Genomic DNA, 23,433 nt, shown 5'->3' with positions numbered 1-23,433 from the left:
ACCATCAAAATCCTTGCGTTGTCCATTGAATCGGGGAAAAAGGGCCTGCGACAAAAATGCCTGCCCTCAGACCGGATCGGGGGATTGGAGGACAGGCCCGACCCGACAATCCAGTATAAAAAACGGAGGGGAAGGATCTTCCCCCCCGTTTCCGGTTTGCTCACTTTACAGACACACTACGATACTTGCCGACCAATCATCAGTACCCGCAGGTTCCTCCGGTCTTCTGTCCTGAGACATACTCCCAGACAGAGGCAGAGGCACGCCCTTCCACAAGATGGTTTTTCCATTTTTTGCTGCTGCAGGAAACCCTGTTGCCCCGGTCTCCGTGACAGGTCTTGCACAGGGTTGTATACGGACTCTCAAAGGCAGGGTCGCCGGACACATGGCCCAGCTGCAGGATCTCCACCTTGTCCATGGTCTTTCTGGAGACGCGGCCTGATTTGGCATGGGTCGTCCATTTCCCATTGGTGGAAGAAATCTTGGACCGGTTGTCTCCATGGCAGCGCAGGCAGGTGCTGTCACGTGGGTCCGACTCCTCCGTGTAGGTGTGCATCCAGGAGACCGCCGCATCGAAGTTGTTGGCAATCGCTGTTCCCTGGAATGTCAGATTAGCCACGGCACTATCTACGCCACTACTGTTCGCCTTATGACAGGCCCCGCACTTGAGCGGTCCGTGGGAGCCGTCCGTGTTCATGCCGGCCGCCTGGGCATAGGACGTGGTGTCGATGTTCGGGGTGACCGGATAGAGCCCGTGAATCGACTCATGACACCCCTGGCAGGTGATGTCCTGATGCCCTCGGGTGTAGCGGAACAGGGCCGGCTTTTTCGGGTAGTTGAACGGCGGAAAGGGGTTGTTGTTCCCGCTGTTCTCCACGTATGGCGCCGCATGGCAGTCCGCACAGTGGGGCTCGCCCCCGGCCAGCCAGTGGTCCCGTCCGTCCGAGGCAGCCGAGAAAGGCACCGGCACGGCCACGGAGCCGGAAGGCAGGGTTGCCTGGGCCGCCGCCACGCAGTCGGACGTGGTGCAGAAGTCCAAGACCTTCACGCTGAAATCCCCGTCCGCATCCGTGGAACCGCAGATATAGAAAGCGGGAGCGCCCGGGTAGTCAGCGCCGCAGTCAATCAGGCCCGTGCCGCCGCCTGTGGTGCATGCTGACGCGCTGTTCACCTGAACCTCGACGGTGGCTACATTCCCGTCATGATCGGGATTGACCGGAATGACGCCGAAGTATCCCGCAACGTAGTTGCAGAGTCCCGGATCCCGGTTCCAGATCGCCGCCGTATCCGCATTGGTCTTGGGATCGAGCCAGGCAATGGTCTGGGCCTCCGAGACACCAAGGGCAGCCGCCACACCTGCGGGGAACGACTCGTTCCGGGCCGTGTAAACGCCGACCCCGTGGATCGGGTCGCTCATATTATCCTTTTTCCAGAGTTCCTGACCCAACTGGCTGTGGCAGTTGGTGCACCAGATCCCCTTGTCGGTCCCCGTGTCCTTGGCCACATTGGTCACCAGCCACTGGCCGATGGGATTCAGATGACTCGGGGTCTCGGCGCCGTCGGTATTTCTTCCGGGATTGGAATGCACGTCGCGGCCCACATAGCATCCGCCTGCGGCGTTCCGGTTATCGCTCCCTGCAAAGAAGTTCATCCCGTCCTGTGTGATGGGATAATTGTCCAAGGATCCGTCGGACCGGTGAGAGGGATGGCAGCCCTGACAGCCTCCGTTCCTCCCCAGGGAGTCTGAAAACTCCCTGTTCCTGTGTTCGCGGTGGATGACCTCAGTCAGGGGCCGAATCAACGCGCCCAGTTGGGACGGATCTATATCTGAACCGTTATCCACCATCTCCTGCCCTATATTGGCCGACTTGACCGCGGCAATCACGTTGTCCGCATGGCAGCGCTGGCAGACCACGGCCTCATGACCGAGCCGGGTCTTCTGTACGATGTCGCTCGTGTCCCCGGAGAGCTCGCCCGTGGCGCAGTTGATGGTGGTTGCCGGGAAATTCGCCGTAAATGAGGTCCCGCGCTTCATGTCGTGGATCTTCAAAATACTGATGGCCGCTCCCTTGAGTCTCGAATACCAGTCCGAGTCCCCGGCCGCAGTGTTGATCCCGTAGTAGCAGTTCCAGAAGTTGATCTCATCCATGACCAGGGCATACTGGGGCGAGCCTACGGGGTTGGCGCTGTTCACACTGCTGAATGTGGCGTGGCAGCGCTCGCAGTTCGGGATATCAATGGGCGCCGTCCCGAAGCCGCGCACCGGGTTCCCGTCATCGAGTATGGCCGCGCCGGTATTATAGTCCTGAAGCTCGGCGCGCATGAACACATAGGGCCGGATTGAATCCTCGTCCACGGCCCCGGGATCACCGAAGAAATTGATGGTGTCCTCAAACGGGGTCAGAGGAAGGCCCAACGCCTCCCAGATCCGGGGCGAGGTCAACATGACCGGAAGATTTTCCAAAACCTTCATCTGGGTGTAGACCACGGTCCCTGAGTCCTTGGAAAAGGTCAGCACGTTGCCGAAACCTGCGCCCACGACGCCTGGACCCATGGGCTGAAGCGAGGCGCCCACGTTCGGAGGATACTGCACGTGGCCCGCCACACCGAGACGGATCTTATCCCCTTCCAGGCTGGAGTTCGCCGGGTTGCCGCCCTCCAGGTCCGCATAGATGTAGAGATGGTTCATCCAGGCGTTGGCATAGTTGTCCGTGGCGTCCGTGTAATCCCCATCGCCTTGCATGACGCCGGTTGCGCCGTTATAGGTCCCGTAAGTCAGGGCGCCGTTGGCATCAACTTTTGCTGAGTCAAATTTGGTGTTCCACATCAGGAGGGAGTTCCCCTCCACCTGGCTGATCAGGGTGCTGGTCTGCGGCGCCCCTCGGCCGTCGTTTCTGGGCTGGGCATCGTGCCAGTATTTAAGAACGTATTTCTTAAAGTTCCCGTTCCCGTCCAATGCGGTATCCCGCACCACGGTCGGCCGGCCCAGACCGTCGATCCCTACGTTGGGGTCGGATTCCATGAGCTTGGGCTTGCCCCCCGCCTTCTCGGTCTTGACCACCTGGGCCAGGATCGAATTGTACGGAGGGAGGATACAGCAGTAGGAGAACTCAAATCCCGTGCAGTGCATCCCCAGCTCGTAGTTCATCATGATGTTGAAGGCGTTCTTGGGCGGGGTGGCGGTTTTCCCGCCGCCGCCGTGGCCTCCGCCGCCTCCACCCGGCTTGCTGAAGCCGGTGGCAGGATAGATCACGGCCATGCCCGCCATAAGCAAAAATAAGGCCGACATTCTCAATAACTTTTTCATAAATACCTCCATTCAAATCATTACGTTAGTGAATGCTTCATTGATAAATAAACGAATTATGAATGTCTGATTACACCCCCTTTCCACTGGATTTGTGTGAAAAGTTCCATCTGTTACTTCCGTTACTTCCGATACCGCTTTCTAAAAGGCAACCAGTCCCATGGCTTTTCTCATCACCATCAAGGCATCCGAGATATCGATCATGCCGTCCGGCGCCCCCATGGGAGTCACGTCGCCGTGCTGGAGTTGCACGGTGGTGGCCGTTATCAAACCGGATGCAATACGCATGGCAATCAAGGCATCCGCTGCATCCACGGACCCGGAGGCGTCCAGATCTCCGTCCCGGTAATTGATATCCAAAGGCCATGGATCCGCCCCATCCATCAGGCCGTCGTTATCCGAATCCGGATTCCAGGGGTTGGTCCCCACGGCGATCTCATCTACGTTAACGAGCCCGTCATGATCGAAATCTTCCTGTCCATCAGGGACCCCGTTTGCATCCGTATCCGCTCTTTTGGGGTTGGTCCCGAAGATATGCGCCTCATCCCCGTCCAGAAGCCCGTCGCCGTCGCAATCCGGATTGTTCGGATCGGTGTCGAGAAAGAAAGAATATGCCGGGTTCCCGTCATGATTAAACTCTTCCCAGTCCGTATAGTGGTCGTGGTCCGTATCCGGGTCCAGCCAGTTGGTGTAGGGCCACTGGTTCTCACTGATATTGCTGAGACCGTCATTGTCCGCATCCGGGTCACAGATGTCCCCCATGCTATCCTGATCATAATTGGCCTGGGAAGGATTGGTTGTAACCGGGCAGTTATCCGAACCGTCCGGAACACCGTCGTTATCATCATCGGAATCACAGGCATCTCCCTGTCCGTCTCCGTCCGTGTCCAGTTGATCTTCATTGGCAACCGTCACACAGTTGTCGCAGGCGTCCCCATGGGTGTCGGCATCCGAATGGGTCTGGCTCGGATTTGCCGCGAGAGGGCAGTTGTCGGATACATCCGGGACACCGTCGTTGTCATCGTCGCTGTCGCAGAGGTCTCCCACCCCGTCCCCGTCCGTATCATCCTGATCGAAATTCATGACATCCCGGCAATTGTCGTCGCAGTTGTCCACCACCGGGCGCCTGCAGAGATGGTCTCCGGCCGCACCCGATGCATCTCCATCGTCAGGGATATCATCTTCATCCGTATCCATGAGATAGAGAAGCTCTTTTCCTGATACCTGATTGTCCTCGGGATAGAAGATATCGTACGGCGCGGCCTGTCCCTCGCAGGGGCTTCCGGCCGCGTGATCGGCAGAATAAATGCCGATGGTCGCCATCCTCTGATAGGGCGCATTGAACCCCCGCCACCCCATGGCCCCGTAATTGAACTGGATACGGCCGTCTGCATACAGGACGAGCTGAAAATTATTCCCGGTGGTGTTGTCGTCCCCCCATGCGGCATCCCGATAATGAAAGACATCATTCCAGGTCACGATCACCCTTTTCGGAGAAGAGACGGAGTCGAGACGATACCGGATTTGTCCATGTCTCTGGCTGCCGGGCCTGCCTATGGCATTTTCATAGGCGATCACGTCCGGGTCGGTGCTGTGCTCGGTGATCACATCAGACCAGAAGGGCGCGATCATCGGGATGCTGTAAAATTCCGGGTTGGAACCGGCGTTATCGTAGAGAGGGAAGGTCTGGTTATCGGTGTCGTCGTATTGTCCGGAGGACTTGGACCCCAGGGTAATAAATCCGTTCACGTCAATATAGATTTTGTTATACGTGCTGCAATAAAAGGGGAAGTTGAAACCCAGGGAAAGGCCCGAACTCGGATAAAAACCGTCATCCGCAAGAAGGGTATCGGCGCCGAAATTAGTATCTGCCGGATAGGGGGCATCCGTGATTCTCAACAGATACTGTACTGCATGAAGATTCCCGGCGTTCAGTAGAAATGAGAACATCACTAAAACCATGACACAACGTTTCATTCATCGGCCCGGGCATCAAACGGATCTATAATGTTTATAATCTATAAACTCATAGAGCAAAACCTGTGCCAAAAATGGAGGCGGGCGGACCTGGGGTCTGCATATCTTTTCAATGTCTTGAAAATGCTCTATAATTTTATTAGCGCAGGGGCATGAAGGGGTTTAAAAATATCAATGGATCAAGAATATATTCATGTAATAATTAGGAAAAACTTTTCCTAAGCCCAAAAGATTACAATGACGGCATCCATTTTTGCAAACATCCAGGTCCTGCTGCTTAACCCATTGATGTTTCGGATACAATTTTCAAACGGAGATTATCCTATAAAAGGCGAGAATCTTATCGGAATCCAATTCTGAGAGGATCATGTGTGGGAAAAACTTTTCCTATGAATCGTGCAAAATGCAATCTCCGGGCAGGGCGTGAATCAGGCCAGGCCATACTTTTTTCTTTTGCGATACAGGGTCGAAGCATTGATCCCAAGATCTTTGGCGATCATTTCGAGGGTGTTGGGAAAGCCTGCATATTTTTCTTCCAGTTCCATCAGGATCTCCCTTTCGCTCTTCTTCCTCGCCTGCACAGCGCCGGCAAGAACCTTAAAGTGCGCCACATCGAGAGCATCTCCTTTGGAAAGAATGACCGCCCGCTCTATGACGTTCTCGAGCTCCCGAACGTTCCCGGGCCAGTCATAGTTCAGCAGGGTCAGCATCACTTCAGATGGGATGACATGGATCTCTTTCTTATGTTTTTTGTTGGACCTCTCAAGAAAATGGTTGGCCAGCAGGTAAATATCGTCTTTTCTCTCCCGGAGAGGAGGGATAAAGATCGGGACTACATTGAGGCGGAAAAAGAGATCCTCCCGGAACGAGCCCTTCCGGATGGCTTCCTCAAGGTTCCGGTTCGTGGAGACGATGACCCTGACATCCACCTTCAGGGTTTCGTTGCTTCCGAGCTTTTCAAACTCCATCTCCTGCAGAACCCGGAGGAGCTTGAGCTGCATATTCTGTGAGATGTCTCCGATCTCGTCGAGAAAGAGCGTGCCCCCGTCTGCGGCCTCGAATCGTCCTTTCCGGTCCCTCGATGCCCCCGTGAAGGCGCCTTTCACATGCCCGAACAGCTCGGTTTCTAAAAGGGTCACCGGAAGCGCCGTACAGTTCACCTTTAAAAACGGCTTGTCCCCTCGAGGGCTCATGTAGTGAACGGCGCCGGCAATCAGTTCCTTGCCTGTTCCGGTCTCCCCTCGGATGAGCAGGGTCGCATCGGTTTCAGCGACATGCGCCGCCATGTCGAGCAGTTCCAGCATTTTTTTGTTGTTGGTGATGATCTTTTCAAAACGGAACTGCTCACGGACTTCCTTCCGCAGTTCCTTCACATTCTCCACCAGGCGCTTCTTCTCTACGGCCTGCTTGAGGAGCAGAATCATCTCCTCATAATTCAACGGCTTGGTTAGGTAGTTGTATGCCCCGAGCTTCATGGCCTTGACCGCCATGTCGATGGTCCCATAGGCCGTGGCCAGAATGACCGGGATATCCTGGCGCCTAACTTTTGCCTTTTCCAGAAAGTCGATCCCGTTCATCCCGGGCATTTTATAATCCACGATCACCACATCCACGAGCTTCTCGGAGAGCATGGCGAGACCCTCCTCCCCTGACGCCGCGGTCAGGACCTGATAACCTTCCTTGGCGAGGTTTAACCGCATAACCTCCAGGATGGCCGGTTCATCGTCAATCACAAGGACGCTTTGATGAATAGACATGGGACCTATCCTTCTGTACAGTCTTGACGGGAAGAAGGATCAAGACCTCGGCGCCCGGCCCGGGCTCTCTTCTCCTGATTCTGGCCTGGCCATGGTGCTGCGTGATGATCTGCCTGACAATGGCAAGACCGAGTCCGGTTCCATGGACCTTGGTGGTGTAAAAAGGTTTGAATGCCGAATCCATGATCTCATCGGAAATCCCGGGCCCTGTATCCAGGACGGTCAGCTCCACCTGTTCGTCCGATTTCCCTTCATTCTGCAGGTACCGTGTCCTGAGGGTAATGGTCCCCCCGCCGGGCATGGACTCCATGGCGTTTTCAATCAGATTGATCACGACCCGTTGGATCTGATTGGCGTCCAGGAACAAAGGAGGGATATCCTTTGCATAATCCTTTTTTAGAATGAGCCCGGCCAGGTTGATCTCCTCCAGAAGGAAAGAGCTGGACTCGTCTATCAAACGGTTCAGATCACACACATTGAAATTCGGCATCATGGGTTTGGAGACCTTCAGCAGGGCCGATGTCACACTGTTCAACCGCTCCACCTGGCCGCTGATCAGGTTGGACATATTCTGGATCTCCGGATCGTTTAAATACTTGGACGTGAGGTAATGAACCCCGCCGGCAATGACATTCAGGGGGTTCCGGATGTCATGCGCCACCTTGGCCGCCACCTCCCCCAGCTCGGCAAGCTGCCTCGAGAGCGTCAGCTCCTCCCGCATCTTTTCCTTTTCCGTAATGTCTTCAAAGGTCACGATCATCGGGGTCTTTTCAAGCGCCGGATCTCCATGAAGAGGAAGCACGCTCAGGCTGATGGTCATGGGTTCCCCGTCGGCCCTGGTCACGGAAACCTCTTGCCCGATGATCGGTTTTCCTTGTTCTTTATAGGTTGCCAATGCCGCCAGTATCAAACCGAAAAAGTCATTGCACCGGCTGCAAAATTGGGTGATCTCCGAGATACCCCGCCCCACAAGCCTTTCGAGGTCCAACCCCAGAAGGGATTGAGCGGTCCGGTTGTATTTCCTGATGACCATGTCTTTATCCAGGGAGATCACGGCGGATGATAGGCTGTTGAGAATTCTCTCGGTATAGGCCTTGAGGTCGGCGTTCTCCTGGTTGGCCTTTTCAATCTGCCTGGCATACTTTTCTATATCTTCCCTGGCCTCATTCGCCTTCTCGGTATTATAGACCAAGTCCCGAACCATGATGTCGAATGCATCGTTAAGCTGGGCTACTTCATCTCCGGCATTCTTTTTAAAAATAATGCACTTTCTGCAGTCCCCTATCTTCTGGGCGAAGACCCCCTGCACCTTTCCCCTGCAGAAGGTCCCGGCAACGGCCCAGCATTTCTCCGCCTTGTTCCCGTAAGAGGGGCATTGGACTTGCTTACAGTCTAATTGTTCCCAGCAGTAGACGTAGCTCTTGGGCAAGCGCCTTTCGGGGATCTTGCCCTGATGAACGTTGTAAACCTTCTTGGTCAGGACGCGGATGGGATAGGATATGAGCCTGACGATAATAAACGCCCCGATCAGCCCCAGCAAGGCCGTAGAAAGAATGACAATCAGGATGCTTTCAATGGCAGCCCGACCGGGCTGTCGGAACAGGCGCACAAAGCTGGGGGCATCGAACCCTACAAAAACATTCCCGAGATATCGGTCGGAACTGTAAACCGGAACATAGATATTCTCGAACTGCTTACCAAAGACCTCAAAATAATATTCGTTCTTTTTAAAGGATCCTATGGCAGGTTCGCCGATCAGAAGTATCCGCCCGATCATGGCCATATCCGTATGGGCCACCACCAGGTTGTTTTTGTTCATGATGGCGCAGGACCGCACATCAGGCATCTTCCCGACGGTCTGGACCAGCCGGTTCAGCATCATCCTGTGTTCGACCAGAAGGACCGGCTGGGTGTTTTCTGCAAGGTTCCGGACCAGGTCGATGTGCCCCTGCCGGATGACCGCCTTTTCATTGTAGACAACCAGCAGGCTCCCTGCGCCGCTGGTGATGATCACAAACCCCAGGTAGGCCAGGCCGACCTTGGCATTAATGGATAGGCGCTGCAGGAACTGCAGAATTTTCATAGGAGTCAGTCCGATCTTCTTTGGGGCGGATGAATGAATCCCCTGCCTTTTGCACAAGCCGTTCCACCCCCTTGAGGCGGGATGCGACACGGTTCAACTGAAAGCTGTGCCAGTCCTGTTTAGAGGCGGCATATTCACGCCCGGCCAGGGAGAGAAATCCCCTGGCCTGGGTGGTATCGGTTCCGCTTTTTTCCGCCTGCGCCAGGGCCCTTTCTACCTCCTGAATCTTCTGCCCGATCAGGTCCATCCGTTCCAGGCAGGTCTTGGCGTCTTTTGTGACACCCGGAAGCAGACTCATCTTCGCATTATGGCACAGCGCGCAAAAGATCTCAATCTCACCCGGTTTGATGATCTTCGTGGCCATGGCATCATGGCAGGTCACGCAATTGGGGCCGGTCCCCTTGGTGATAAGGTTGCTGTAATGGCTGCTTGTTTTGAATTCACTGAAGGCGGCGATGTGGCACCCTCCGCAAAGGGCTGGAATCTTCGTATAATAGACAGAGCTTTCACGATCCAACGCATTGTGAACACCTTGGTGAGCGGCCTCCTTCCCGCTCTTCCCCGGATCCCCGCCATGACAGTGCTCACAGGTGATCCCTGAACGGGAATGTGCAGACGCCTTCCATTCCTTATGAAATTCCCTGATGGCCGGATTTTCTATACCTTCATGGCACTTCACACAACTGTTCTCTCCCGAAACCCGGACGGGGAACATGAAGAAAAAAAGCGTGACCAGAAGAGCGGCTTTAAAGGCATCCATGGAATGATGATACACAAAATTCAAGACCGATCTCTTTCTGTAAGGACTGAAGAAGCGCATGGGTTTCTTCTGAGAGGGGGTTTGAGACATAGAAACAAACGATCCCTTCAGCCGGGTTCAGCGTCCGCAGGAGACCCAGTCCCTCATAGGACTCCAAGACGGCATTCAGATAGGCGATCTGCCTCCGATCAACTCGCGCAAGGATCCGCAGGGAATCTCGGCTTTCATCATAATTTTTCATTAAACGGCCAAATGGAGCGGTAGCGGATAAACCGGCTCTGAACCAGTTCGGGAATCGGCATCTTCTTGAGCTCATCCAGAACTTCCACAAGGGCTGATCTGAGGTTTTCAGCCATTTTTTCATAATCCCTGTGCGCGCCGCCCAACGGTTCAGGAATCACGCGGTCCACCAGGCCGAGTTTCTTCAGATCCTCCGCCGTCATTTTCAACGCCTTGGCGGCCTCCTCGGCCTTGGAGGTCTCCTTCCACAGAATCGAGGAGCACGACTCCGGAGAGATCACCGAATAGACGGCGTTCTCCAGGATCAGGATGCGGTCCCCAACCCCGATGGCCAGCGCCCCCCCGCTTCCCCCTTCGCCTGAAACCACCACCACGATCGGCGTCTTCAACCGCGACATCTCAAAGAGGTTTCTCGCGATGGCCTCGGCCTGACCGCGCTCCTCGGCGCCCATGCCGGGATAGGCGCCGGGGGTGTCTATGAAGGTGATGACCGGCATCCTGAATTTTTCGGCCAGTTTCATGATGCGAAGGGCCTTGCGATACCCTTCAGGATTGGGCATCCCGAAATTTCTCTCTATATTCTCACGGGTGTTCCGCCCTTTTTGATGACCGATGACCGCAACCGGTTTTTGTTGAAAGTGAGCGACTCCTGACACCATGGACGGATCATCACCGAAGAGACGGTCTCCATGAAGCTCAAAAAAATCCTCCATGAGCAAAGAGATGTAATCCTGGACATAGGGCCTCTTTGCATGTCTTGCGAGCTGGGTTCTCTGCCAGGGAGTCAGGTTGGAGTAGACATGCTTATGCAGCTGCTCGATCTTTTTCTGGAGCCGCCGGATCTCATCGGTGAAATCGGCCCCGTCCCGGGAAGAGATCTGCTTCATCTCTTCCAGCCTGGTTTCTAATTCTATGATCGGCTTCTCAAAATCCAGATAGTTGTTGGTCATGGTTTCTTATTCCTTCTGTTTTCTCCAGGAAAAAAGAAATCGTTCAAGCCGTTCAAAGAGTTTAAACGATTTAAACCGCTTGAATGGTTTGAACTCTTTTTTTAAGAGACCGTCACCGCGCGGTTGCCGGCAATGCTTTCTATGTCCACGATCATCCTGTCCGATGGGCTCACGCGAAGATCATTCCCTACAGAGATCACGGCTTCGCTGTGGTTGGGAACAAGAATGTGCAGATAGACCTCACATCCCCCCTTGTTCTGCAGCAGAATATCATGGATCCGGCTTAAATGTTCATCATTCAAGCCGATTGAGGATAGACGGATGTCCACGCGTCTTGCCTCACGTTTTCGTATGTCCTTCAGCATAGCGATCTCCTCGGAGATGATGGAAACGCCCTTTTCGTCCTTCTTGATCCGCCCTTTGACCAGCACAGGAAGATCGCTTTCAAGGATATCCTGCGTCTTTTCATAAACCTTGGGGAAGACCAGGACCTCGGTCACTCCCTGAAGGTCTTCAAGGCTCAGGATAGCCATCTTGTCGCCCCGCCGAGTCACTTTTTTCTTGCAGGCGGAGATCACGCCGCAGAGGGAAACCTCCGCATTTTCTCCCAACTCCTTGATCTTGGCCGTGTCCGAATTGGCAAACTTTTTGATCTCTCCCGTGCACCGGGCCAGGGGGTGCCCGGAGATGTAAAACCCGAGGGACTCCTTCTCGTACCGGAGAAGCTGATTTTCATGCCACTCTTCGATTCCAGGCAGAGACACTTCGGTCTCATAGGAATGGACGCCCCCCGCCTGACCGAAAAGGCTCCCCTGCCCAAGCTCTCGGTCCCGCTGCGCCTGATGGTTCATCTCCATGGCAGACTCAAAGACCTCCATCAACTGTGATCTTTTTGCTCCCGTGGAATCAAAGGCGCCGCACTTGATCAGCCCTTCGATGACCCTCTTGTTCACCTTCTTCAGATCCACCCTCGTAAAAAAATCGGAGATGGACTTGAAGGGCCCGCCCGTCTCCCTGGCCTTCAGGATATCATCAATGGCCGATCCCCCGACGTTCTTTACGGCGGCCAGGCCGAACCGGATCTTGTTTCCGACGACTGTGAAATCCATGCTGCTCTCATTCAGATCGGGCGGAAGGACCTCTATCCCCCGCTCCCTGCATTCCGAGATATACTGAACCACCTTGTCCGTGTTGTCCATATCCGAAGAGATCAAGGCGGCAATAAACTCCACAGGGTGGTGCGCCTTGAGATAGGCCGTCTGATAGGCAATCATGGCATAAGCGGCCGAGTGGGACTTGTTGAATCCATACCCTGCGAAATAGGCCATGAGGTCAAAGACCTTTTCCGCTTTCTTGGCATCAATTCCCTTCTTGACTGCGCCGGGGATCCCCAGCTTCGCGTCCCCGTTCAAGAAGATGGACTTGTGCCTGTCCATCTCCTCGGGTATCTTCTTGCCCATCGCGCGCCTCAAGAGGTCGGCGGCCCCCAGAGAATAGCCGGCCAGAACCTTGGCGATCTCCATCACCTGTTCCTGGTAGACGATGACTCCATAGGTCTCCTTGAGAATCGGTTTGAGCTGAGGGAGGATGAACTCCATCTCCTTTTTCCCGTGCTTGCACATGACGTAGTCATCCACCATCCCGCTTCCGATAGGCCCCGGTCGGTAGAGGGCGACCAGGGCGATGATGTCCTCGAAGTTCTGGGGCTTCATCTTGACCAGGAGTTCCCGCATCCCCGAACTTTCAAGCTGGAAAATCCCCATCGTATCCCCTCGGGAGAGGAGTTCAAACACAGCCGGATCATTGAGAGGGATCTCCAGCATGTTGAGCGGCGCCTGCCGGTCTGCAGGACCTTCCCCAAGGCCCCCCTGCGTCATGCGCTCGCGGTTGATGATCTTAACGGCCTTGTCGATGACCGTCAGGGTCCTGAGTCCGAGGAAATCGAACTTGACCAGCCCGACTTCCTCCACAATTTTTTTGTCGTACTGGGTGACGATCTCGGCCTCTTCGCTCCGGTAGAGGGGGGTCCACTCCCGGAGAGAGCGGTCACCGATCACCACGCCGGCCGCGTGGGTGGATGCATTCCGGTACAGGCCTTCCAGGGCCATGGCAATATCGAGCAGTTTCTTGATCTTCTGATCTTTGTCCGCCATTTCCTTGAATTTCTTCTCCCGGCGGACTGCGTCCGGGAGCTTGATCCCCAGCTCGTTCGGAACCAGCTTTGCCAGGGTGTCGGCTTCGGCATAAGGGATCCCCATGACGCGGGCCACATCTCGGATCACCCCCCGAGCCTGAAGGGAACCGATGGCCATGATCTGCCCCACGGCCTCATTGCCGTATCCCTTATCCATGCTGTACCGTTTCGTCACATACTCGATGACCTCGCCCCTGCGTTCCATGCAGAAGTCAATATCAAAGTCCGGCATGCTCACCCGCTCCGGATTCATGAACCGCTCGAAGATAAGACCGTAGGCCATCGGGTCGATATCCGTAATTCCCAGGGCATAGGCCACAAGCGACCCGGCCCCGGATCCCCTCCCCGGTCCGACCGGAATCCCCTGACCCTTGGCCCATCGGACGAAATCCCATACGATAAGGAAATACCCGGGGAATCCCATCTCTTTGATGATCCTCAGCTCCTCGGCAAGACGGGCTCGGTAGATCTCTTCCTGGCCGGCCGGAATCTTTCCATGCTTCATCCGGTCAAGGAAACCCTCTTCGGCCTTCTCTTGGAGATAGGACTCAAGGCTCACCTCTTTCGGCGCATCATACGTAGGTAAATGAATCTTGTTGAATTCAAGCTCAAGATTGCAGCGTTCCGCAATCTCTATCGTATTGCGGATCGCTTCGGGGATATGGCTGAAGGCCTGGACCATTTCTTCGGGTGACTTGAAATAGAGCTGATCCGAAGAGAAGCGGAAACGGTCTTCTTCCATCAGGGTCTTTCCGGTCTGGATACAAAGCAAAGCCTCGTGGGCGGCGGCATCCTCTCTCTTCAGATAATGACAGTCGTTGGTCGCCGCCAGCGGAATGGAGAGCTCTCTTGCAAGCCGGATCATCTCGTCATTCACCACCTTCTGATCCTCAAGCCCGTTATCCTGGATCTCCAGATAAAAATTTCCTCTCCCGAGGATATCGGCATATTCTCCGGCCGCACGAGCGGCCTTGTCCCTTTGCCCTTGCAGAAGATAGGACGGGATTTCCCCGTGCATACAGGCCGAAAGGCCGATCAACCCCTCGGCATGCTCTCGAAGCACCTCTTTATCGATCCGGGGCTTTCGGTAAAAACCGTTCAGGTATCCCTCGCTGACCAGCCACATCAGGTTCTTGTAACCGGCCTGGTTCCTCGCCAGGAGAATCAGATGGTAGGCGCTCTCTTCATTCCCTGCCGGCTTTTCCAGCCGGGAACCCGGGGCCACATAGACTTCGCAGCCGATGATCGGTTTGATCCCGCTCTTCATGGCCTTTTTGTAAAAATGGATGGCGCCGATCATGTTTCCATGGTCCGTAATCGCCAAGGCCGGCATTTTGTACTCGGCGGCTCTTTTGAAAAGCTCGCTCAACCGTATGGCGCCGTCCAGAAGGCTGTACTGGGTGTGTATATGGAGGTGAACAAATTCAGCGTGTTTCTTCATGCAGGTTCCTTTAATGAGTAAGAAGGGTTCGAGGATTCCAGGGTTACGCTTCGCGTGCCCCGCTTTTCTCTGTTTTTGTCGTTAGATCCCGGCATCTCCTTGAATCTATTCTTGCCGGGCCGGGACCGTCTGCGACGGCTACTGCACTGAGGTATCTTGGGGTCAAGGGGTCAAGTGAAATACTGAAATCCAAGCAAAATCTCCAGAGAAAAACACTGGGAACCCTGAACTATAGTGTCGCGTCACGTCTAAAATGACGTATCCCATTTTCCCCCTCACCTCAATCCTCTCCCCAAGGGGAAAGGAGGTTCAAACATCCCTTCTCCCCATAGGGGAGAAGGTTAGGATGAGGGGGTGACACCAAAAGACACTACAAGGTTGACACGACACTGGGACCCTCGGCCCCTTATGTTTTAACACTTCACTTTACCCCTGGAATCCTTGACCCCTTGAACCCTTATGTTTTCACCCACTCTTTTGGAGATGAACTTTCTTTAAAGGGAGTTCACTCCGTCATGGAATTTTTTCTATAACGGAGTTTACAACGGGACGGATCGAGAAGTCAATCATGATCAGCGTTTCTTGTGGGCCCTCGGATGCGCCTTGTCGTAAACTTCCATGAGTTTATCCATACTGACATGTGTGTACTTCTGAGTTGTGGAGAGGCTGACATGGCCCAGGAGTTCCTGAATGCTCCGGAGATCGGCGCCTCCGTCCAAAAGGTGGGTGGCAAATGAGTGGCGCAGCCCATGGGGTGAAATGCGGGACGCCGCGGCAGATTGCCTCACATATTTTTCAACAACCCTGCGGATCCCACGGATGCTGAGCCGGCTGCCGTATCGGTTCAGGAACAGCGGCGTCTTGTGCCCGGCATGAAAGGTCCCGTCACCCGGCACATCCTTGCCTTTCAGGTATCGCTCGACCGCCTGGACGGCATGCGATCCGAGAGTGACAATCCGTTCCTTGCGCCCCTTGCCCATCACTTTCATCAGGCCGATGGAGAGATCCATGTCTTCTTCATTCAATCCGGCCAGCTCGCTGATCCGGACTCCGGAGGAATAGAATGCCTCAAGAATCGCCTTGTCCCGGAGGCCGGATCCGGTCTTCTCATCCGGCGCCTCCATCAACCGGAAGGCGTCGTCCACGGAGAGAAACCTGGGGTGCTTCTTTTCCGCCTTGGGCGTGGCCACGGCCTTGGCCGGGTTGACTTGCACAACCCTCTCACGGTGAAGAAACTTAAAAAAACTCCTGAGGCTCGCCACCTTCCGCCCCATGGAGGACTTATGATACTTTTTCTGATGAAGATAAGAGAGAAAATGCCTGATGACCCGATGATCGATTCGGCTCAAATCCTCCAGGCAGGATCGGTATGCCCCGAGAAATGCCTTGAACTGGATCAGATCGCTTAAGTAATTCTTGACCGTATGCTCCGAGGCATTCTTTTCATGTTTGAGGTAGGATTCAAATTCCGAGAGGCGCCTGTCAAAGGCCGCAGTCCCGGTCTGCTGATCCGGCATGTCTTTCATAGCGTCACCTGTTTCCGATACTCCTCCCATTGAGCCAGTGCCCGGCCATACATCTTCTCCCTCCGCTCACGCCTGGAACGAATCTTTTCGGGAAGTGATGGGAACAGGCTCCAATTGACATTGGAGGGTTGAAATTCCTTATAGGCCTCGTTGGTCACATGCTCCACAAGGGCGCCATGGGCCGTGGCCGGCGGAGGCGGCGACAGGGGTTCCCCCTGGATCATACGGGCTGCAAGAACTCCGGCCAGCCAGCCCATGGCCGTGGATTCCACGTATCCTTCCACACCCGTGATCTGCCCGGCCAGGAAGAGATCTTCCCTCTGCCGGAACTGAAGGGTCTTTTTCAATATTCTCGGCCCGTCCACAAAGGTGTTCCTGTGCACACTACCATACCGCATAAACTCGACTTTTTCCAGCCCTGGAATCAGCCGGAAGACCCTGTCCTGCGACGGATAGGTGAGCTTGGTCTGGAACCCGACCATGTTGTACGCCGCCCCTTCCCGGTTTTCCTTTCTGAGCTGAACCACGGCATAGGGCTGCCGGTCGGTTCTCGGATCGATCAGGCCCACCGGTTTCATAGGGCCGAACAAGAGGGTCTCCCTGCCGCGCTCCGCCATAACCTCGATGGGCATGCACCCTTCAAAATACCTGGGCTCCTCAAAGGGTTCCGCCGGAACCTTCTCCCCGGCCGTCAGGGCTTCATAGAACCGGTCGTACTCCTCCCTTTCCATGGGACAGTTGAGGTAGTCAGCCCCCCCTTTGTCGTAACGGGAAGCCGCAAAGACCAAAGAGCGGTCGATGGATTCCGCATCCAGAATCGGGGCGATGGCATCATAAAAGTGGAGATGCGAGGATCCTGTGAACCGCGTAATGGAATCGGCCATCCGGTCGGAAGTCAATGGGCCTGTGGCCAGGATCACGACTCCCCTTTCCGGGATCTCCGTGATTTCTGACCGCATGACGCGGATACGGGGATGATGCATCATCACTTGAGTAATCTCCTCGGAAAACCGCTCCCGGTCCACGGCAAGGGCCGATCCGGCCGGAACCCGATGGGCATCAGCCGCCCGGATGATCAAAGAACCGGCACGCCGCATCTCTTCTTTGAGCAGACCGACGGCATTGGCGGGGTCCTCGGAACGAAACGAATTGCTGCAGACCAGCTCGGCCAGCCGGTCGGTTTTATGGGCGGGGGTATACCGGGTAGGACGCATTTCGTAGAGCAGGACATGAATCCCCCTTTCAGCAGCCTGGAAAGCGGCCTCGCTGCCGGCCAGCCCCCCTCCGATAACGGTCAGTTCCTGGTTTGCATTATTCATGTGTTATTGTAAGCATATTTTGGCACAAGCGCCAATGTATGCTTCCAAATCGACTGAAACGCCGCTCCATTCCTGATGAATGATGTTGGTGAGAATAGCATATTCGTCTTCCTTGGTTATTTCGTGGTCTTTCCAGTAATCGGTAAGTTTATTACGGGTTTCCTGACCCATCATCCGCTGTTGGATCCACTTTTCGCTTCTGCCGTGCTCACGCCAGTATTTACGGGCGCGATCGAGTGAGCGCGCGGGATCGCTCATATCCTGCAATCGTTCGTATCCCACCTTGGCCAACCATAATTTTATCTGTCTGCTCATTGTAGTGACGGCGGATTTTATAGTTTTCAAAAATGGCTAATGATTTTTCTTGCATACTTATTCTCCTTCCTCGCCGTTGTCCAGTTCCTTGCCCATGCGGTATTTGATTTGGTGTCTGACCCCATTCGTTGGGGAATGCTTCAGCCACTTCAGGTCTAAGGACAACGATATTCGATGACTTACGCAAGCGGCTCGCGTACTTCCCTCGCATGAAGCCTCCCGGGAAGTCTGACAATTTATACTCTGCCCGTAGTAAAGGGGGACAGCGACCGTTATTTAAATGGCCCCTATTTGTTCCTTCCTGTTTGTTCCCCGCCATCGGTTTTATTCCTTTTCCCTCACGATCTCTTGCAACGCAGCGATCAGTGGAGGCAGGTCGTCCGTCACCGTGTCCCACAGCAAATCAAAGTCTATTACATCATACCCGTGAACAAGCCGATTACGCATTCCGATGATCTGCGGCCAAGGAATTTTCGGATTCGCCAATCGTGTCTCCTCAGAGACGCGATTGGCTGCCTCGCCCACAATCTCCACCAGACGCGTCAGCGCCAGCTGCATTACACGATTGCGTCCCAATTCTTCCCGGCTCGAATTGCCCAACAGCTCGACCGCTTCTCGGGCGTGATTGAGCATATCTTTCAGACTGAGCGAGTCGTCACCCTTGCTCATACTGCACCTCCGCCAGGCCCAACACCTCATCACGGAAATGCGGGTTGAGGCCCTTGGCCGTGTGCATTTCCGCCTTGTGGCCCAGCAGTTGACTCAATTCGATTTCCATACCCGCCAACGCAATCAACCCCACTCGCGCGCCCGGCTCGAATTCCACCAGCACGTCCACATCGCTTTCGGGCGTGAAATCATCGCGCAGAACCGACCCGAACACGGCCAAACGGCGGATTTGGTTGCGACGGCAAAACTCTTGGATTTCCGCTTTCGGAATATCAATTTTTATGCTCATTACCACACCTCCACCGGCGCGAGCAAGCCGGAGTGATTGGGAACTAAAGGGGACGGTTCTCTTTATTCTTCCTCCAACCCCTTTGTCTCCCCCGCACCCGCTACAGTTTTCTATTGGTTCTTCTCCTCTACGAGCCATCGGCCATTTAGTGGGTAAAAAGGCCCCTTTTGTTTTCACCCACTATTTTGGAGAAGACCCATCTTTGAGAGCTGCATCTTCAATCTCACGGGCGTATTCACAACTTTTGTTCGGGCAGCCGATATCCTTATGGTATGTCTCCCCCTCCTTGCGGAAACGTTCGATGAGATAAGGGCTGCCGCAGGCAGGGCACGGTTCGTTCAAGGGCCTCTGCTTGCTGTTAAACCGGCACTTGGGATAGTGGCTGCAGCCGTAAAAGGTCCTTCCCTTGAATATCTTCTGAACGACGAAGCCGCCGCACCCCTCCACGGGGCACGGCACACCGATGCTGAGCGGCTTGATATTCTTGCATTTCGGATAGGCGCTGCATCCGAGGAACTTGCCGTATCGCCCATGTTTGACGGCCATGGGCTTTCCGCACTTATCACAGATCTCATCGGTCTTCTCTTCAGGAGCGGTCTTAATCCTGCCGTTTTCATCCTGAACAAGCCTGCGCGTGGTTTTGCATTCCGGATACCGGGTGCACGCCAGGAACCTTCCGTATTTTCCCTGCTTCACCACCATCTCCGCCTGACACTCCGGACATTTCTCATCGGCCTTTTCCACTTTCATAATCTGGATTCGGCCCTCTTCGTCCCTCAGAAAATCCTTGGTGTTCTTGCATTCCGGAAAGGCGGAACAGGCGATAAACTCGCCGTTGTAGCCCCACTTGATGACCATCTTCTTCCCGCACTTTTCACAGATGATGTCGGTATCCTCGAGCTCCTTCTTGATATCCCGCATGGTCACGCGGGCCTTTTCCAAATCCCCGACGAACTTGTCATAAAAGGTTTTCAGGATCACCTTCCAGTTCGACATCCCTTCCTCGATCCGGTCCAGCTCCCCCTCCATGTTCGATGTAAACTCCACATTCAGGATATCCGGAAAGCTTTCAACCAGCAGGCGGTTCACCAACACCCCCAAGGGGGTCGGGTGAAAACGTTTTTCCCGTATTTCCGTATATTCCCGATCCTGGATGGTGGAAAGGATCGCCGCATAGGTGCTGGGACGCCCGATCCCCTTCTCTTCCAGCTCTTTGACCAGGGTGGCCTCGCTATAACGGGGAGGCGGCTCCGTGAAGTGCTGCCTCGGAACAATCTGACGGACATGAAGAAGTTCCCCTTCGTGGAGAGGAGGCAGGACACTCTCCCCTTCCACAGGACCGGTTTCTCCTTCGGCCTCCTCCATATAGAGCGTCATGAACCCTTTAAACCGGATGGCGCTCCCCGTGGCACGGAAGGTAAACTCCTTGACATGGATATCCACGGATACGGTATCCAGGATGGCAGGGTTCATCTGGCTGGCCACAAACCGGTTCCAGATCATCTGATACAAGCGAAAAGGGTCATGGTCCAAGTAGGCTCGGATGGATTCGGGGTCCCGCAGCGAGGAGGTGGGGCGTATGGCCTCATGGGCGTCTTGCGCGCCCTTGCCCTTGGCATACTGCCTGGGACTGTTCGGAAGATATTCTTTTCCAAACCGATCCTGGATCAGCCCCCTCACCTCATTCAGGGCATCCACGGCCACTCTCGTGGAATCGGTCCGCATATAGGTAATCAGCCCGACGTTTCCTTCGTTCCCTACGGGAAGCCCCTCATAGAGTTTTTGTGCGATCATCATGGTCTTTTTGGCTGAGAACCCGAGCTTCCTTGAGGCATCCATCTGGAGTTTGCTCGTGGTATAGGGGGCCACGGGGTTTTTCTTTTTCTGTTTCTTTTCAATGCTGCTTACCCGGAAATCCTGACCCTGGATCTTCTCAATGATGCCTTGGGCCTGCTCCCCATTGGATACCTCCGCTTTGCCTCCGGATATCTTTTGCAGTTTGGCCTCAAAGACCGGCGGCTCCTTGGCCTTAAGCTCCGCCGTAATCGACCAGTATTCCTCGGGCTTAAAAGCCTGGATCTCAACCTCACGCTCACAGACGAGGCGGACGGCCACGGACTGGACCCGGCCCGCAGAAAGACCCCGCCTGACCTTTTCCCAGAGGAGCGGAGAGATTTTATAACCCACAATCCTGTCGAGAATGCGCCGGGCCTGCTGCGCATCGACTCGGTTCTGGTCGATCCGTCCCGGATGCTGAAAGGCCTGGGTGATCGCCTTCTGAGTAATTTCATTAAAAACCACCCGGTAGATCTCCTTGGTCTTGTTTTCCAGGATCTGGGCCAGGTGCCAGGCAATGGCCTCGCCTTCTCGGTCGAAGTCGGGCGCCAGATAGACTGCATCGGCATGCAGGGCTGCGCTCTTGATCTCAGCAAGAACCTTACCTTTGCCTCGGATGGTGACATACTTGGGTTCAAAATTCCGCTCCAGGTCCACTCCGAGTTCCTTTTTTGGAAGGTCCCGTACGTGCCCTACCGATGCCAATACCTTAAAGTTCTTCCCGAGAAACTTGTGAATGGTCTTGGCCTTGGAAGGTGATTCCACGATCACCAGTGATTTTCCCATTCTTCCTCCATTACGTTACGGTCTGATAAAAAGCTTGCCCGGAAGCTGTCTGACCAATCCCTGCATCTCCATTTTCATCAGCAGTGAGGAAATCGCCGCCGGCGCTATGCTGGTCTCCCGGGTCAGCTCGTCGATATGCACGGGCTCCTTGTGGATCAGCTTCAGGATCAGGCGCTCTTCCCGGTCCCGGCCCGCCGAATGCTCTTCAATCTTCGTTTCATGCAGCTTGAGGTACTTTTGGACCTCATCCGGAAACTCCTCGATAATATCCTCGACTCTTTCGACCAGCTTGGCCCCCTTCTTAATGAGAGCGTTGACTCCGGAACTGAGCGGTGAGCGGATGTTCCCCGGAACGGCAAAGACATCTCTTCCCTGCTCCAGGGCAAATTTTGCCGTAATCAGGGAACCGCTTTTTTTCGCGGCCTCAACCACCAGGGTCCCCATGGAGATCCCGCTGATAAGCCGGTTTCTCCGGGGAAAGTTCATGGGAAGAGGGGGAGATCCCAGAGGGAATTCACTCATCAGCGCCCCATGCTCCGCAATCCGATTCCTGAGTTCCCTGTTGTATCTCGGATAGGGATGGTCCAGACCGCACCCCAGAAGAGCGATGGTCCGTCCTCCGGCCATGAGGGCCCCCTGATGCGCCCAGGTGTCGATCCCTATGGCGAGCCCGCTGACAATGGTGATCCCCATGCCGGCCAGTTTGCCTGAGATCATTTCCGCATTCAAACGCCCTTGTGTGGAGGCTGCCCTGGAGCCCACGATAGAAAAGGAAAGCCTGTCCTCCTTCCTGAACGTTCCGAGCAGATAAAGGACCGGCGGAGAATCAGTAATCTGCAGGAGAGACGGGGGGTATCCCGGATCGCCATGGATCAGGATCTTCCCTCCGATCTCCCGAATCCGCTGCTCCTCCTCGTCTGCAAAGCGCGCCGGATCCTGTTCATGGAGCAGACGGCCGGCCATCTCCCGGGTGAGGCCCATGCCCATCATCTTCTCCTCGGTCATGGAGAAGATCCGGCCTGGATCCGAAACCATCCGTATCACCTTCCAAAAAAGTCTCGGCGTCATCCCCTTGGCGGCGTTTAATGCTAAAAAAGCCGAACGTTTATCCATATTCCCAACCCGATAAATCCGAACCTATTTGCCGTAAAGACACGAAGGCACGAAATTTCTCAGTGACTGAAATATCATGAAAGGATTGATCTCTTGATCAAATTTTCATATACTATGATAATTCAAACGGATTGGAAGAGCAAACAAAAAAATGCAACCTTTACCGGAGAGGAAGTGACATGGAACTCTATGAGGCGATACAGAAGAGACGGAGCATCCGAAAATTCAAAGATAAAAAAATCCCTCAAGAGGTCTTGGAGCGCGTACTCAACGCAGCCCGGCTGGCTCCTTCGGCCGTGAACCTTCAGCCGTGGAAATTCATGGTGATACGCGACCCAGGGACACAGAAAGCCCTGGTAGAATGCACTCGGGGAGCGAAACATCTCCACCTGGGCATGGGAGACGCGAGCATTGTGGCCTGCGGCAATGAAGAGGAATGCTATCAGCGTCAAGGCGATTACATGAAGACCTTTGCAATCGATGTCTCCATTGCCCTCGATCATATGATGCTGGCCGCAGCCTCCGAAGGGCTGGGCACCTGTTGGATAGGCGCCTTCAACGAGAAGAAGGTCAAAGCGCTCCTCAATATCCCGGACCCATGGCGGGTCGTGGGGATGACGCCCATTGGATATCCGAATGAAACGCCGGAGTTTAACGGCAGAAAATCCCTGAATGAGATCGTCTGCTATGAAAGATGGGAACCATGAACTCCGTTTAAATGACTGGTTCTTCTCCCGTTTATTGGGTAAAAAGGGTTCGAGGATTCCAGGGTTACGCTTCGCGTGCCCCGCTTTTCTCTATCTTTGCCGTCTGCGACGGCTACTACACTGAGGTATCTTGGGGTCAAGGGGTCAAGTGTTTGTTTTCCAGT

Annotated in this window: 15 protein-coding genes and 1 pseudogene; 1 reads left to right on the top strand and 15 read right to left on the bottom strand. The window is 54.7% G+C overall.

Translation table 11 applies throughout. The features are described 5' to 3' along the window. Window positions 1-199: 199 nt before the first annotated feature. The 15 genes and pseudogenes from AUK29_06195 to AUK29_06125 all read right to left on the bottom strand — a co-directional run bounded on the left by AUK29_06195 (window position 200) and on the right by AUK29_06125 (window position 22,562). Entirely contained in the window at window positions 200-3,307 is a 3,108-nt protein-coding gene (locus tag AUK29_06195; protein ID OIP63659.1) for a hypothetical protein, read from the bottom strand. Window positions 3,308-3,448: 141 nt separating this feature from the next. Next, window positions 3,449-5,257, bottom strand: a complete 1,809-nt coding sequence (locus AUK29_06190) for a hypothetical protein (protein ID OIP63658.1) — start codon at window positions 5,255-5,257, stop codon at window positions 3,449-3,451. A gap of 455 nt (window positions 5,258-5,712) precedes the next feature. Next, window positions 5,713-7,041: a hypothetical protein gene (locus AUK29_06185; GenBank protein OIP63657.1), complete on the bottom strand. Its 1,329-nt coding sequence runs from the start codon at window positions 7,039-7,041 to the stop codon at window positions 5,713-5,715. Continuing rightward, window positions 7,010-9,124 carry a hypothetical protein gene (locus AUK29_06180; protein OIP63656.1) on the bottom strand — a complete coding sequence of 705 codons (2,115 nt, stop codon included), beginning with the start codon at window positions 9,122-9,124 and terminating at the stop codon, window positions 7,010-7,012. The genes AUK29_06185 and AUK29_06180 overlap by 32 nt, the downstream gene beginning before the upstream one ends. Beyond that, complete coding sequence (locus AUK29_06175) at window positions 9,087-9,884, bottom strand: hypothetical protein (protein OIP63655.1); 798 nt, start codon at window positions 9,882-9,884, stop codon at window positions 9,087-9,089. Before AUK29_06175 ends, AUK29_06180 begins: the two co-directional genes overlap by 38 nt. Continuing rightward, entirely contained in the window at window positions 9,871-10,125 is a 255-nt protein-coding gene (locus AUK29_06170) for a hypothetical protein (protein OIP63654.1), read from the bottom strand. Before AUK29_06170 ends, AUK29_06175 begins: the two co-directional genes overlap by 14 nt. Beyond that, window positions 10,112-11,074, bottom strand: coding sequence for an acetyl-CoA carboxylase carboxyltransferase subunit alpha (locus tag AUK29_06165; GenBank protein ID OIP63653.1), 963 nt, complete (start codon window positions 11,072-11,074; stop codon window positions 10,112-10,114). Before AUK29_06165 ends, AUK29_06170 begins: the two co-directional genes overlap by 14 nt. A 101-nt stretch (window positions 11,075-11,175) precedes the next feature. Then, entirely contained in the window at window positions 11,176-14,709 is a 3,534-nt protein-coding gene (locus tag AUK29_06160) for a DNA polymerase III subunit alpha (GenBank protein ID OIP63652.1), read from the bottom strand. Window positions 14,710-15,281: 572 nt separating this feature from the next. After that, window positions 15,282-16,226 carry a tyrosine recombinase XerC gene (locus tag AUK29_06155; protein ID OIP63660.1) on the bottom strand — a complete coding sequence of 315 codons (945 nt, stop codon included), beginning with the start codon at window positions 16,224-16,226 and terminating at the stop codon, window positions 15,282-15,284. A gap of 5 nt (window positions 16,227-16,231) precedes the next feature. Beyond that, on the bottom strand, window positions 16,232-17,554 hold the full coding sequence (locus AUK29_06150; GenBank protein ID OIP63651.1) for a methylenetetrahydrofolate--tRNA-(uracil(54)-C(5))-methyltransferase (FADH(2)-oxidizing) TrmFO: 1,323 nt from the start codon (window positions 17,552-17,554) through the stop codon (window positions 16,232-16,234). 51 nt (window positions 17,555-17,605) lie between these two features. Beyond that, window positions 17,606-17,899, bottom strand: a pseudogene (locus AUK29_06145) (hypothetical protein). A gap of 294 nt (window positions 17,900-18,193) precedes the next feature. Then, on the bottom strand, window positions 18,194-18,538 hold the full coding sequence (locus AUK29_06140) for a hypothetical protein (GenBank protein OIP63650.1): 345 nt from the start codon (window positions 18,536-18,538) through the stop codon (window positions 18,194-18,196). Next, on the bottom strand, window positions 18,525-18,827 hold the full coding sequence (locus AUK29_06135) for a nucleotidyltransferase (GenBank protein ID OIP63649.1): 303 nt from the start codon (window positions 18,825-18,827) through the stop codon (window positions 18,525-18,527). The genes AUK29_06140 and AUK29_06135 overlap by 14 nt, the downstream gene beginning before the upstream one ends. 180 nt (window positions 18,828-19,007) lie before the next feature. Beyond that, complete coding sequence (locus AUK29_06130; protein OIP63648.1) at window positions 19,008-21,449, bottom strand: DNA topoisomerase I; 2,442 nt, start codon at window positions 21,447-21,449, stop codon at window positions 19,008-19,010. 15 nt (window positions 21,450-21,464) lie between these two features. Further along, complete coding sequence (locus tag AUK29_06125) at window positions 21,465-22,562, bottom strand: DNA protecting protein DprA (protein ID OIP63647.1); 1,098 nt, start codon at window positions 22,560-22,562, stop codon at window positions 21,465-21,467. A 179-nt stretch (window positions 22,563-22,741) separates the two neighbouring features. Between AUK29_06125 and AUK29_06120 the strand changes: the two genes are divergently transcribed. Beyond that, on the top strand, window positions 22,742-23,269 hold the full coding sequence (locus tag AUK29_06120; protein ID OIP63646.1) for a nitroreductase: 528 nt from the start codon (window positions 22,742-22,744) through the stop codon (window positions 23,267-23,269). The last annotated feature ends 164 nt before the right edge of the window (window positions 23,270-23,433 follow it).

The sequence above is a fragment of the Nitrospirae bacterium CG2_30_53_67 genome (assembly GCA_001873285.1).
GTDB lineage: Bacteria > CG2-30-53-67 > CG2-30-53-67 > CG2-30-53-67 > CG2-30-53-67 > CG2-30-53-67.
The sequence above is the reverse complement of the archived record's forward strand: the minus strand, read 5'-3'. Positions and strand labels throughout refer to the sequence as shown.